Below are 13,320 nucleotides of genomic sequence, written 5' to 3' on the forward strand. Positions count from 1 at the left end.
GGACAACCCATTTCCCCTGCTTTGCCCACGAGCGGCGCGTCACGTCTTCGCGGCGCGCGGCACCATGCCCTTGCGGGCGCCGAGGTTCCTGTGAAGCTCTTGCACTCACCCGCGTCGGTCGTGGCGCGCGCGGCATTCGTCCCGATCGTCTGTGTTGCGCTCGTCGCCTGCAAGCGGCATGAAGCGCCTGCGCCTGCGCCGCGTCCGGTCGTCGCCGTCGCGGCACAAGCCGACGGCCACGCGACCGCGTCGAGCCTGCCCGGTCAGGTGCAATCGCGTTATTCGACGCCGCTCTCGTTTCGCATCAACGGCAAGATTCTCGAACGGCGCGTGCGCCTCGGCGATAGCGTGAAGGCGGGGCAAGTCGTCGCCCGGCTCGATCCCGCCGATGCCGAGAAGAACAGCGCCAGCGCCCGCGCGCAGCTCGATGCGGCCGAGCATCAGCTCGTCTATGCAAAGCAGCAACTCGATCGCGATCGCGCGCAGGCCGCCGAAAATCTCATCGCGCCCGCGCAGCTCGAACAGACGCAGAACGCGTATGCGTCGGCGCTCGCGCAGCGCAATCAGGCGCAGCAGCAAGCGGGGCTCTCCGCCGATCAACTGCGCTACGCGACGCTCGCCGCCGATCACGCGGGCGTCATCACCGCAGAGCAAGCCGACACCGGCCAGAACGTCACGGCAGGCCAGGCCGTTTATACGCTTGCATGGAGCGGCGATATCGACGTGATCTGCGACGTGCCCGAAGCCGCGCTCGCCGCGTTCGCCGTCGGACGCGAAGCGAACGTGAAGCTCGCGGCACTGCCCGGCAAGACCTTCAAGGCGCGCGTGCGCGAACTGTCGCCCGCCGCCGACACGCAAAGCCGCACCTGGCGCGCGAAGCTCACGCTCGAAGCGCCGACGCCCGATGTGCGGCTCGGCATGACGGCGGACATCGCGTTCGCGGCAGCCAGCGACGCGAAAGGCGCGTTCACGATTCCATCGACGGCGCTCTTTCACGACAACGGCCATCCCGCCGTGTGGATCGTGAAGCAACCGGGCGATGCGCTCGAACTGCGGCGCGTCGAAGTCGCGCGCTATGGCGAGCGCACGGTGACGCTCGCGGGCGGCATCGCGGCGGGCGAGCGCATCGTGTGGCAAGGCGTGCATACGGTGTCCGCGGGCGAGAAAGTGCGCGTCGTCGCGCCGCTGCATCCCGAGGACTTCGCGTCATGAGCGATACACGCGAAGACAACGACGCCTATCGCCACGAAGAAGGCCGCTTCAATCTCTCCGCGTGGGCGCTGCGGCATCGCGCGCTCGTCGTGTTTCTCATCGCGATGGCGACGATCTTCGGCATCCTCGCGTACACGCGGCTCGCGCAGTCGGAAGACCCGCCTTTCACGTTCCGCGTGATGGTGATCCGCACGTTCTGGCCCGGCGCGACCGCGCGACAGGTGCAGGAGGAAGTGACCGACCGCATCGCGCGCAAGCTGCAGGAAACGCCCTACACGGATTTCATGCGCAGCTATTCGCGTCCCGGCGAATCGCTGATCTTCTTTCAGATGAAAGATTCCGCGCCCGCGAAAGACGTGCCCGAGGAGTGGTATCAGATCCGCAAGAAAGTGGGCGATATCGCCGCGACCTTGCCGCCCGGCACGCAAGGCCCTTTCTTCAACGACGAGTTCGGCGATGTCTACACCAACATCTACGCGCTCGAAGGCGACGGCTTCTCGCCCGCGCAACTGCACGATTACGCCGATTCGCTGCGCACGGTTCTGTTGCGCGTGCCGGGCGTCGCGAAGGTCGATTACTTCAGCGATCAGGAAGAGCGCATCTATGTCGAGATCCCCAATACGACGCTCACGCGTCTGAACATTTCGCCGCAGCAGATCGCGCAGGCCATCGACGGGCAGAACGCCGTGTCGAGCGCGGGCGTGCTGACCACGCCGAACGATCGCGTATTCGTGCGTCCGAGCGGCCAGTTCAAGAGCGTGGACGCGCTCGCCGATACGCTCATCAACGTGAACGGGCGTTCGTTCCGGCTCGGCGATATCGCGACGATCAAGCGCGGCTACATCGATCCGCCCGTCACGCAGATGCGTTCGGCGGGCGTGCCCGTGCTCGGCATCGGCATCACGATGCAGCCGGGCGAAGACGTCGTGCGTCTCGGCAAATCGCTCGATGAAACGATGATCAAGTTGCGTGCGCAACTACCGGCGGGTTTGAAGCTGACGGAAGTATCGAGCATGCCGCAAGCGGTTTCGCATTCCGTCGACGACTTTCTCGAAGCGGTCGCCGAAGCGGTCGTCATCGTGCTGATCGTGAGCCTCGTATCGCTCGGCGCGCGAACGGGCATGGTCGTCGTGATCTCGATTCCCATCGTGCTCGCCGTCACCGCGCTCTTCATGTATTTCTTCGATATCGGCTTGCACAAGGTTTCGCTCGGCACGCTGATTCTCGCATTGGGTCTGCTCGTCGACGACGCGATCATCGCCGTCGAGATGATGGCCGTGAAGCTCGAACAAGGCTGGAACCGCACGCGCGCCGCCGCGTTCGCCTACACGAGCACGGCGTTTCCCATGCTGACCGGCACGCTCGTCACCGTCGCGGGCTTTCTGCCGATCGCGCTCGCGAAGTCGAGTACCGGCGAGTACACGCGTTCGATCTTCGAAGTATCGGCGATCGCGTTGATCGCATCGTGGCTCGCGGCGGTCGTGCTGATTCCGCTGCTCGGCTACAAGCTGCTTCCCGAGCGCAAGAAAGAAGCGCATCTGCCCGACGATCACGAACACGATATCTACGACACGAAGTTCTACGGACGCCTGCGCCGATGGGTCGGCTGGTGCGTGAAGCGGCGCTTCGTCGTGCTCGCAGTCACGGTCGTGCTCTTCGTCATCGCAATGGCCGGCTTCACGCTCGTGCCGCAGCAGTTCTTCCCCAGCTCGGATCGACCCGAACTTCTGATCGACGTGAGATTGCAGGAAGGCGCATCGTTCGAAGCGACCTTGCGCGAAGCGAAGCGTCTCGAAGAAGCGTTGAAGGGCCGCGATGAAATCGATCATGTGGTGAGCTTCGTCGGCACCGGCGCGCCGCGTTTTTATCTGCCGCTCGATCAGCAATTGCCGACGCCCAACTTCGCGCAGTTCGTCGTCACCGCGAAGTCGGTCGAAGCGCGCGAGCAGCTCGCGCGCTGGCTCGATCCGATGTTGCGCGAGCGCTTCCCCGCCGTGCGTACGCGCCTGTCGCGTCTGGAGAATGGTCCGCCTGTCGGCTATCCGGTGCAGTTTCGCGTGAGCGGCGACGATATCGGCACGGTGCGTCATATCGCGGAACAAGTAGCCGCCGACATGCGTGCCGACTCGCGCACGACGAATGTGCAGTTCGACTGGGACGAGCCATCGGAGCGCTCGGTGCGCTTCGAGATCGATCAACAGAAGGCGCGCGATGCGGGCGTCACGTCGCAGGACATATCGAGCTTTCTCGCGATGACGCTGACCGGCACGACCGTCACGCAGTATCGCGAGCGCGACAAGCTCATCAGCGTCGACTTGCGCGCGCCGCGCGCCGAGCGTGTGGATCCTTCGCGGCTCGCGACGATCGCGATGCCGACGCCGCACGGACCGGTGCCGCTGGGGGCGCTCGGCCGCGTCGTCGATACGCTCGAGTACGGCGTGATCTGGGAACGCGACCGCCAGCCGACCATCACCGTGCAATCGGATGTGAAGGGCGACGCGCAAGGCATCGACGTGACGCACGCCATCGACGAGAAGCTCGACGAGATTCGCCGCGCATTGCCCGTGGGTTATCGCGTGGAAGTGGGCGGATCGGTGGAGGAAAGCGGCAAGGGTCAGGCGTCGATCAACGCGCAGATGCCGGTGATGGTGATCGTGGTGCTCACGCTGCTGATGATTCAATTGCAGAGCTTCTCGCGCGTGATGATGGTCGTGCTCACCGCGCCGCTCGGACTCATCGGCGTGGTCGTCACGCTGCTCGCATTCGGCAAGCCGTTCGGCTTCGTCGCGATGCTCGGCGTCATAGCGATGTTCGGCATCATCATGCGCAACTCGGTGATTCTCGTCGATCAGATCGAGCAGGACATTGCGTCGGGGCACAAGCGATTCGATGCGATCATCGGCGCGACGGTGCGGCGCTTCCGCCCTATCACGCTGACCGCAGCCGCCGCCGTGCTCGCGCTGATTCCGCTTCTGCGCAGCAACTTCTTCGGCCCGATGGCCACCGCGCTCATGGGCGGCATCACGAGCGCGACCGTGCTCACGCTTTTCTATCTGCCCGCGCTCTATGCCGCGTGGTTTCGCGTGAAGCTCGACGAACGCGAAGGAGCATCGTCATGAATCGCCGGCTATTGATGACTTGCGCGTGCGTCGCGTTGAATGCGTGCGCGCTCGGCCCCGATGGCAAGCCGCCCGCGATGCCGCAGCCCGCGCATTACGGCGCCGAAACGCAAGTGCAGGCGAGCGTGAGCGCAGAAGGCGCGTCGCAACGTTTCGATGTGGGCGCGAAGCCCGTGCCCGAATGGTGGAAGCGCTATCGGTCGGATACGCTGAATGCACTCGTCGATGAAGGCTTGCGCGCGAGCCCGAATCTCGCGGCAGCCGACAAGAGCCTCGTCGCGGCGCGCGAACAGTTGCGCGCGCAAGTGGGTTCGTCGCTGTTGCCGCAGATCGATGCGGGCGGACAAGCGACGCGGCAACGCGGCTTCGGCATTCCGCAGGGCGGCCCGCCGACCGTGCTCTACAACCTCTTCGTCGGGCAGATTCAGGCGCAATACACGTTCGATCTCTTCGGCGCGGCGCGCTATGCGAATGCATCGCTTGCCGCGCAGGTCGACCAACAGGCCTTTCAACTCGATGCCGCGCGCCGTGCGCTTGCTGCGAACATCGTGACGGGTGCGATCGGCGCGGCCGCGTTGCATGCGCAGATCGACGTGACGACGCGTCTCGTCGCGCTAGCCAACGACGACGCGCACGATGCCGAACGCCGCTACGCGCTCGGCTCCGCATCGCGCGCCGACATGCTCGCCGCGCAGCAGAACGCGGCGTCGCTCGCATCGCAATTGCCGGGCTTGCGCGCGCAATGGCTTGCGACCCGCCACGCGCTCGCCGTCCTGCTCGGACGCACGCCCGATCAGGCGCCCGACGATCTCGATCTCGCGAGCCTCGCCGTGCCGTCCGATGTGCCGGTCGTGCTGCCGTCGGAATTGCTGCAGACGCGCCCCGACATCCAGGCCGCCGATTCGGCGTTGAAGGCGTCGGCGGCGCAAGTCGGCGTCGCGACGGCGCAGTTGTTTCCGAGCTTGTCGATATCGGCATCGATGGGCAAAGGCGGCTTCGACTGGCCGACCGCGCTCTCGGGCGCGGGCGCGTTGTGGAGCGTGGGCGCATCCCTGTCGCAGCCGATCTTTCATGGCGGCGCGCTGCTCGCGCAACGGCGCGCGGCCATCGCCACGTATGAGGCCGCCGTCGCGCAGTACAAGCAGACCGTGCTCGCGGCGTTTCAGAACGTCGCGAACACGCTGGCGTCGCTCGAAACCGACAGCGAAACGCTCGCCTTCGCCGATCGCGCGAGCAACGCGGCACGCGATGCATCGGCGGATGCGGCTGCGCGCGTGCGTCTCGGCGCGATCCCGCCTCGCGCGGCGCGCGGCAGCGAGCAGCAGCATCTCAACGCGCGGCTTGCGACGATCCGCGCGAGCAGCGCGCGTCTGAGCGATACCGCCGCGCTCTTTCAGGCGATGGGTTCGCCGGTTGCGCCGGAAGCATCGGTCGTGCAAACGCGATGTTCGGACGATCAGTCGGAGAGACCTCGCAACGTTTGCTGCGGCGCGGCCGAAGGCGCGGGCGAACGTTGCGCGAGCCAGCGATAGGTGAGCGTCGCGCCCGCTATCGCAATCGCCGACGGAATCAGGAAGTCGTGATCGAAACGCGTGAATTCGAGCATCAGCACGAGCGCGGTCAGCGGCATCTGCATCGCCGCGCCGAGAAACGCACCCGCGCCGATGACCGCGAACGCGCCGAGCGGCGTGCCCGGCCAGATGCCGTTCCACAGACTGCCGAGCACGATGGCGAGCAGCGCGCCGTTGGTGAGGCCCGGCGTGAGCAGGCCGCCTTGCGCGCCCGCGCGCAGCGAGCTCACTTCGATCGTTACCTTCAGCACGAGCAGCACGCCCGCGAGCGCGAAGCTCACGTGATCTTCGAAGGAAAGACCGGCCGGACCTTTGCCGTTTCCCGCGAGCTGCGGGTAATACATGACCAGCGCGCCGACTAGCGCGAAATTCGCGATCGTCAGCACAGGCAACGTCTTGCCGCGTGGCGCGTTTTCGCGTGCGGCGCTCGTGAGCTTCGCGAAAAGACGCGCGGCCGCCCCGAAAACCGGCGCCATGACAACGGCCCACGCGAGCAGTTGCGCGTTCAGCGTGAAGTCTGGCAGATGGTACTGATGCCCGTCGCCGAGCCCGATCCACGCGACCATTGCCGCGATCGACGACGTCACGAACGCCGCCGCGATGATCGCGCCATCGAACGTGCAGAGCAGCACTTCCAGCACGAACACGGCGCCGCCGAGCGGCACGTTATAGACGGCGGCAAGCCCCGCGCCCGCGCCGCACGCGACCATGATGCGCGATTGCGCGGGCGTGAGTCCCGCGTAGTGCGCGAGCCAGCCGGACCATAACGCGCCGATTTCACGCGGCGCGACTTCGCGGCCGAGCGGCGAGCCCATCGCGACCGTGACGATCTGCAGGAGCGCATGCGCGATCGTGCTGCCGGGCGGCATGCGCGGATCGTCGGCCTTGACGGCCTTCGCGATGCTGACGAGCGGTTTGCCGAAGCGATGCACGCACCACCAGCCGACGCCCGCGACGACACCGCAAAGCGTCAGCACGATGAAGCGCCGCGCGGGCGACGCAGCCGAAATGCCTTCGAGAAAGCTTTCGCCGCTGGTGAACGCATCGAGGCTGTAGCCGAACGCGACGTGCTGGATCAGATGCAGCAAGAGCGCCAGCGACATGCCGCCGAGACCCGCGCCCAGACCGACGAGCACGGTAACGACGATGAGCTTCGCGCTTGCGTTCGACGAGGGCATCGCAGTCACCGTTGGGGGAAAACGTACAGCTTAATCCCAACTTCGCCCGTTGCTCTTCGCGCTGCGCACGCAGTTTCGAATACGAACGACGCTAGTTCTTGTCCGCCACGACCTGATCGAACGTGCCGCCATCGGCGAAATGCGTCTGCTGCGCCTTCTGCCAGCTTCCGAACATCTGCTCGACGGTGAAGGTTTTCAGCGGCTTGAACTCGCTCGCGTGTTTTGCAAGCACGTCGGCGTTGCGCGGACGCAGATGATGCTGCGCGATGATTTCCTGCGCGGCAGGCGTGAACAGAAAGTCGAGATACGCCTGCGCTTCCTTGCGCGTGCCGCGCTTGTCCACGACCTTGTCGACGATCGACACAGGCGGTTCCGCGAGCAGACTCACCGACGGATACACCGCCTCGAAGTCCTTCGCGCCCGGTCCCGCGCTCATCAGGCCGACTTCGTTTTCGAAGGTGACGAGCACATCGCCGATGCCGCGCTGCGTGAAGGTCGTCGTCGCGCCGCGCCCGCCCGTATCGAGCACGGGCACGTTCTTGAAGACGGCTTTCTCGAAGTCTTGCGCCTGCGCGTCGCTTGCGCCTTGCTGCTTCTTGAAGCCCCATGCCGCGAGATACGCATAGCGTCCGTTGCCCGATGTCTTCGGATTCGCTATCACCACTTGCACGCCGGGCCGCGCGAGATCGCTCCAGTCCTTGATGTTCTTCGGATTGCCCTTGTGGACGAGGAAAACCATCGTCGTCGTGTAGGGCGCGCTCGCGTCCGGCAGACGGCTGCGCCAGTTCGCGGGCACGAGCTGACCGCGCTCCGCGAGCAAGTCGATGTCGTTGGGTTGATTCATCGTGACGACATCGGCCTGCAAACCTTGCGTCACCGACAACGCCTGCGCGCTCGATGCGCCGTGCGACTGCCGCACCGATACCGTCGCGCCCGACTTCTTTTTGTAGTCCGCGACGAAGGCCGCGTCGATATCCTTGTACAGCTCGCGCGTCACGTCATACGAGACGTTGAGCAGCGTCGTGTCCGCATGCGCGAAGCTCGCCGCGATGCCGAGTGCAACCGTAACCATCAGCTTCTTGTGAACTGCCATTTTCTCTCCAGAGACAAGGGGTTTGTCTACCGCACAACAGACAAAGGCCGCCCGAGGGCGGCCATGCATACATTGAACGAATTCAGACAGCGGGGTCAACCATACGCGCGCTGTTCCTCCTCTTCGTATTCGGGCGACGCGCGGCGGGCGAGCGTTTCGACGAAATGCTTCGCGAGCGGCCACGGCCCGAATCCCGCCGATGTATTGATATGCCCCGCATCGCCGAGATTGACGAACGCGCTGTTCCAGCGCTGCGCGAGCGTGCGCGCGTCGTCGAGCGGCATCCACGGATCGGTCTCGCTGCCGACGACGAGCGACAGCGTATCGAGCCTGCGCGCATTGAACGCGCCCGCGAAACGGAACTTCGCCGGGCTCGCGGGCGCGACGAACAGCACGCCCTTCACGTTCGGCAAGTATGCGTGACTCAGCGCATGTCCTGCCGCAAGACAGCCGAAGCTATGCGCCGCGATGACGACAGGACCGTCGATGCCCGCGAGGACGTCGAGGACGGCATCGCTCCAGATCGCGAGATTCGGCGTGCTCCAGTCGCGTTGCTCGACGCGCCGCGTGCCGGGCATCTCGCGTTCGAGCCAACTCTGCCAGTGCGCGTCCTCGCTGCCGTGCAAGCCGGGCACCGTGACGAGCGTGACCGCGTTTCCTGCGTTTCGTGCATCGGGCGCGTTACGATGATTCATCTTCGATCCTCGCTGGACTCGAACTGGACAGGTTCCATTCTCGTGCAGCGCGCAGCGGGCGCTAACCAATATTTCGTCATTTGTTTATGGCGATGCCGCCGGGGCGCGCCGCTATAATCGCAGCTCGAAGCGCCCGCCTTCCTTCCCCTTCCCGCTCTCATGCCGACCCGTCGCCCTTCCGTTTCGCTCGATTCGCACGTACCGCTCTACACGCAGATCAAGGACGTGCTGCGCTCCGGCATTCTCGATGGCCGCTATCCGCCGATGAGCCGCATGCCCTCGGAAAGCGAGCTGATGACGATGTTCGACGTGAGCCGCATCACGATCCGCCAGGCGCTCGGCGACCTGCAAAAGGAAGGGTTGATCTTCAAGGTCCACGGCAAGGGCTCGTTCGTATCGCAACCGAAGGCGTTTCAGAACGTGACGTCGCTGCAGGGTTTCGCCGAGGCGATGTCGGAGAGCGGACACGAGATCATCAATCGCGTCGTGCAGATGCGCGTCGTGGCCGCGCCGCCCGAAGTCGCCGCGCAACTCGCGCTTGCCGAAGGCAGCAGCGTCGCCGAGATTCATCGCGTGCGCCTGCTCAATCGCGCGCCCGTTTCGTACGAAGTGACGTTCCTGCCCGAAGCCATCGGCAAACGCCTGAAGCGCACGGAGCTCGCCACGCGCGATATCTTCCTGATGCTCGAAAACGACTGCGCCGTGCCGCTCGGTCACGCCGATCTGGCGATCGACGCCATCGCCGCCGCGCCCGACATCGCGGATGCGCTCGACGTGAAAAAAGGCGCACCGCTTCTGCGCATCGAGCGCCTCACGCACGATGCCGGCGGCAAGCCCATCGACTTCGAATACCTCTATTTCCGAGGCGATACGTTCCAGTATCGGCTGCGCATCGATCGCGAACGGACCTCGCCCGCCGCATCGCGCGTTATTCGAAGCAGGCACAAGCAAAGCAAAAACAATTGATTCCCTCGCGGTTCGCGCACTTCTAGAATCTGGTCCTGACTTGTCATAACAAGCGGCGAAACCAGATCATGCAGACCCACGAACTCGAATACGACATCGTCGTCGTTGGCGGCGGCACGGCTGGGCCGATGGCCGCCGTCAAGGCGAAACAGCGCGACCCGAATCTGCGCGTGCTGCTCATCGACAAGGCGCACGTGAAGCGCAGCGGCGCGATCTCGATGGGCATGGACGGCCTGAACAACGCGATCATTCCCGGCCACGCGACCCCCGAGCAGTACACGAAGGAAATCACCGTGGCCAACGACGGCATCGTCAATCAGGCCACGATTTATGCGTATGCGCGCCACAGCTTCACGACCATCGAGGAGCTCGATCGCTGGGGCGTGAAGTTCGAGAAGGACCATACCGGCGACTATGCCGTGCGCAAGGTGCATCACATGGGCGCGTATGTCTTGCCGATGCCCGAAGGTCACGACGTAAAGAAGGTGCTGTACCGGCAATTGAAGCGTGCGCGCGTGGAGATCACGAATCGCGTCGTCGCCACGCGTCTTTTGAATGGCCCGAATGGCGAGATCGCGGGCGTCATGGGCTTCGATTGCCGCACCGCCGACTTCTACGTGATCCGCGCGAAAGCGGTCATTCTCTGCTGCGGCGCGGCCGGCAGATTGGGCCTGCCCGCATCGGGCTATCTGATGGGCACGTACGAGAATCCGACCAACGCCGGCGACGGTTACGCGATGGCGTACCACGCAGGCGCGGAACTCGCCAATCTCGAATGCTTCCAGATCAATCCGCTCATCAAGGATTACAACGGCCCGGCATGCGCGTATGTGACGGGACCGCTCGGCGGTTATACGGCGAATGGCAAGGGCGAGCGCTTCATCGAATGCGATTACTGGAGCGGGCAAATGATGTGGGAGTTCTATCAGGAACTCCAGAGCGGCAACGGGCCGGTGTTTCTCAAGCTCGATCATCTCGCGGAAGAAACGATTCAAACGATCGAAACGATCCTGCACACCAACGAGCGGCCGAGCCGTGGGCGCTTTCATGCGCGGCGCGGTAACGACTATCGCTCGCGCATGATCGAGATGCACATCTCGGAGATCGGCCTGTGCAGCGGACACAGCGCATCGGGCGTATGGGTCGACGAGCACGCGCGCACTTCGGTGCAAGGGCTTTACGCGGCGGGCGACATGGCCGCCGTGCCGCACAACTACATGCTCGGCGCGTTCACTTACGGATGGTTCGCCGGTGAAGATGCCGCCGCGCATGTCGCCGGCCGCGCGCTGCCCGCGCTCGACGCATCGCAGATCGAACATGAGCGTGCCCGCATCTTTGCGCCGCTGTCGCGCGAACATGGCCTGCCGCCCGCGCAAGTCGAATACAAGCTGCGCCGCTTCGTGAACGACTATCTACAGCCGCCGAAAGTCACGCGTCGCATGGAGATCGGCCTGCAACGCTTCGCGGAGATTCGCGAGGACATCGAGCGTCTCGGCGCCGCCGATCCGCACGAGCTGATGCGCGCCGCTGAAGTCGCCGCGATCCTCGATTGCGCGGAAATGGCCGCGCGCGCGTCGCTGTATCGCACGGAGAGCCGCTGGGGCCTTTATCACCATCGCGTCGATTTTCCTGAGCGCAACGATGAAGAATGGTTCTGCCACACGCATCTGAAGAAGGATGCATCGGGACGCATGACGTCCTTCAAGAAACCCGTGGAACCGTACGTGGTTCCCGTCGACGAGTCCGAGCGCGGCGCGTATTCGCGTCTGCGCGTGGCTCGCACGTCGCAGCCCGTCGCTGCATAGGAGAGAGAACATGGCACTCGTGCCCCGCGAAGCGCGCCAGCGCTCGAGCCTTCCCGTGATGATCGACGAAGACAAGTGCATCGCCGACAAGGGTTGCACGGTCTGCATCGATGTCTGTCCGATGGACCTGCTCGCAATCGATCCCGACACCGGCAAAGCCTTCATGAAGTTCGACGAATGCTGGTACTGCATGCCCTGCGAACGCGATTGCCCGACCAATGCCGTGCATGTCGACATTCCCTATCTTCTTCGATGATGACGAGGACTCGCTTCATGAAACGAACGCTATCCATCGCGCTTGCAGTCGCCTTGTTCGCGGGCGCTGCGCATGCGGAAACGATCCGCGTCGCTATCGGCACGCAGGACACGACGATCAATACCGCAGCCGGCGGCGCATTGATCCGCGAACTGCATCTGCTCGAAAAGTACTTGCCGCACGATGGCAAATACAAGGACGCGCAATACGACGTTCAATGGAAGAACTTCACGAGCGGCGCGCCGATCACGAACGAGATGGTCGCGGGCAAGCTCGATTTCGGCTCGATGGCGGATTTCCCCGGCGTGTTGAACGGCGTCGCGAATCAGAAGGCCGGCAAGAGCAGCATCTTCATCAGCGTGTTGTCGGGCAGCGTGCGCGGCAGCGGCAACGGCATCGTCGTGCCGACGGATTCGCCCGCGCAGTCCATCGCCGATCTGAAGGGCAAGACGATCACCGTTCCGTTCGCATCGACCGCGCACGGCATGTTGCTGCGCGCGGTCGCGGCGCAAGGATGGGACCCGGAGCGCGATGTGAATATCGTCACGCAGGCGCCCGAAGTCGCCGGACCCGCATTGCAGACGCGCAAGATCGACGCGCACGCGGACTTCGTGCCCTTCGCGGAGCTGTTTCCGTATCGCGGCTTCGCGCGCAAGATCTACGACGGCTCGCAGGCGGGATCGCCTACGCTGCACGGCACGCTCGTCGAAAAGGACTATGCGCAGAAGTATCCGGAGATTGTCGTCGCGTACTTGCGTGCCGCGATCGAAGCGAATCGTCTGCTCACGGCGGAACCCGAGAAGTACAGCGAGCTGATCGCGAAGGTGACGGGCATCGAGCCTGAAGTCGACTATCTCTTTCACGGTCCGCTCGGCTTGCAGACGCGCGATCTCACATGGAAGCCCGAGTATCGCAAGGCCGTGCAGACATCGTTCGATACGCTCAAGCTGCTCAAGCGTGCCGACGGCGATCTGAACGCCAATAGCTTCATCGACGATAGTTACTTGCGCGCCGCATTCAAGGCCGAGCATCTCGACTACGAAGCGGCACTGAAGAACTATGCGCCGACGCCGCTCGTCGCGAACGATGCGCTGACGGGCAAGCCCATCGCAAAGACGGATCGCGTCGCGCAGATCTGGGTGCGCGGCGAGCCGAAGGTGCGCAGCTATGCGTCGCCGGAAGAAGCGGTGCGCGAGCTCGGCACGCTCGAACGCGATGGCAAACAGGTGCGCGCGTTCTATGCGCAGGATCGTGAGAGCGGCATCAAGCTGCTCGGCAATCAGGCATGGTTCGCGAAGACAGGCGACGGCCAGTTGAACGCGTTCCTGCTGAAGGATCGCGCCGAGGCCTGGGCGAACGCGCACGGCGGACAAGTGCTCGACTTCGCCGCCGCGCGCCAGCCGACCGCGCTCGCCAACCGATGAG

General features: G+C 64.5%; 10 protein-coding genes. 7 read left to right on the top strand and 3 right to left on the bottom strand.

Features of this window, described 5'->3' with window-relative positions; translation table 11 throughout:
- Positions 1–90: 90 nt before the first annotated feature.
- Genes NCR93_RS18825 through NCR93_RS18835 form a run of 3 tightly spaced genes read left to right on the top strand, consistent with a single transcriptional unit; the run spans position 91 to position 5,863 of the window.
- Positions 91–1,212, top strand: coding sequence for an efflux RND transporter periplasmic adaptor subunit (locus tag NCR93_RS18825; RefSeq protein ID WP_175979529.1), 1,122 nt, complete (start codon positions 91–93; stop codon positions 1,210–1,212).
- Positions 1,209–4,331 (top strand): efflux RND transporter permease subunit, encoded by a 3,123-nt coding sequence (locus NCR93_RS18830; protein ID WP_175979530.1) that lies wholly within the window; start codon positions 1,209–1,211, stop codon positions 4,329–4,331. Before NCR93_RS18825 ends, NCR93_RS18830 begins: the two co-directional genes overlap by 4 nt.
- A complete protein-coding gene (locus NCR93_RS18835) occupies positions 4,328–5,863 on the top strand; it encodes an efflux transporter outer membrane subunit (protein WP_175979531.1) in 1,536 nt (511 codons plus the stop codon). Before NCR93_RS18830 ends, NCR93_RS18835 begins: the two co-directional genes overlap by 4 nt.
- Here the strand turns inward: NCR93_RS18835 and NCR93_RS18840 are convergent.
- The 3 genes from NCR93_RS18840 to NCR93_RS18850 form a co-directional block, all read right to left on the bottom strand.
- Positions 5,788–7,080 (bottom strand): chloride channel protein, encoded by a 1,293-nt coding sequence (locus NCR93_RS18840; RefSeq protein ID WP_175979532.1) that lies wholly within the window; start codon positions 7,078–7,080, stop codon positions 5,788–5,790. The two genes, NCR93_RS18835 and NCR93_RS18840, sit on opposite strands and share 76 nt — an antisense overlap.
- Before the next feature lie 91 nt (positions 7,081–7,171).
- Positions 7,172–8,173, bottom strand: a complete 1,002-nt coding sequence (locus NCR93_RS18845; protein WP_175979533.1) for a sulfate ABC transporter substrate-binding protein — start codon at positions 8,171–8,173, stop codon at positions 7,172–7,174.
- 95 nt (positions 8,174–8,268) lie between these two features.
- A complete protein-coding gene (locus NCR93_RS18850) occupies positions 8,269–8,868 on the bottom strand; it encodes an RBBP9/YdeN family alpha/beta hydrolase (RefSeq protein WP_008352843.1) in 600 nt (199 codons plus the stop codon).
- Between the two features lie 159 nt (positions 8,869–9,027).
- Between NCR93_RS18850 and NCR93_RS18855 the strand changes: the two genes are divergently transcribed.
- From NCR93_RS18855 to NCR93_RS18870, 4 genes are all read left to right on the top strand, one after another.
- Entirely contained in the window at positions 9,028–9,834 is an 807-nt protein-coding gene (locus NCR93_RS18855; RefSeq protein WP_008352841.1) for a GntR family transcriptional regulator, read from the top strand.
- 68 nt (positions 9,835–9,902) lie between these two features.
- On the top strand, positions 9,903–11,639 hold the full coding sequence (locus tag NCR93_RS18860) for a fumarate reductase/succinate dehydrogenase flavoprotein subunit (RefSeq protein ID WP_175979535.1): 1,737 nt from the start codon (positions 9,903–9,905) through the stop codon (positions 11,637–11,639).
- Between the two features lie 10 nt (positions 11,640–11,649).
- Entirely contained in the window at positions 11,650–11,895 is a 246-nt protein-coding gene (locus tag NCR93_RS18865) for a 4Fe-4S dicluster domain-containing protein (RefSeq protein WP_008352838.1), read from the top strand.
- Positions 11,896–11,912: 17 nt separating this feature from the next.
- Positions 11,913–13,319: an ABC transporter substrate-binding protein gene (locus NCR93_RS18870; RefSeq protein ID WP_008352837.1), complete on the top strand. Its 1,407-nt coding sequence runs from the start codon at positions 11,913–11,915 to the stop codon at positions 13,317–13,319.
- Position 13,320: the final 1 nt, after the last annotated feature.

Source organism: Caballeronia sp. ATUFL_F1_KS39 (assembly GCF_023630985.1).
Taxonomy (GTDB): Bacteria; Pseudomonadota; Gammaproteobacteria; order Burkholderiales; family Burkholderiaceae; genus Caballeronia; species Caballeronia zhejiangensis.

Coding starts and splice junctions, on each gene's coding strand:
- NCR93_RS18850 (WP_008352843.1), bottom strand. CDS start 8,868: ATGAATCATCGTAACGCGCCCGATGCACGAAACGCAGGAAACGCGGTC.
- NCR93_RS18860 (WP_175979535.1), top strand. CDS start 9,903: ATGCAGACCCACGAACTCGAATACGACATCGTCGTCGTTGGCGGCGGC.
- NCR93_RS18840 (WP_175979532.1), bottom strand. CDS start 7,080: ATGCCCTCGTCGAACGCAAGCGCGAAGCTCATCGTCGTTACCGTGCTC.
- NCR93_RS18870 (WP_008352837.1), top strand. CDS start 11,913: ATGAAACGAACGCTATCCATCGCGCTTGCAGTCGCCTTGTTCGCGGGC.
- NCR93_RS18830 (WP_175979530.1), top strand. CDS start 1,209: ATGAGCGATACACGCGAAGACAACGACGCCTATCGCCACGAAGAAGGC.
- NCR93_RS18865 (WP_008352838.1), top strand. CDS start 11,650: ATGGCACTCGTGCCCCGCGAAGCGCGCCAGCGCTCGAGCCTTCCCGTG.
- NCR93_RS18845 (WP_175979533.1), bottom strand. CDS start 8,173: ATGGCAGTTCACAAGAAGCTGATGGTTACGGTTGCACTCGGCATCGCG.
- NCR93_RS18835 (WP_175979531.1), top strand. CDS start 4,328: ATGAATCGCCGGCTATTGATGACTTGCGCGTGCGTCGCGTTGAATGCG.
- NCR93_RS18855 (WP_008352841.1), top strand. CDS start 9,028: ATGCCGACCCGTCGCCCTTCCGTTTCGCTCGATTCGCACGTACCGCTC.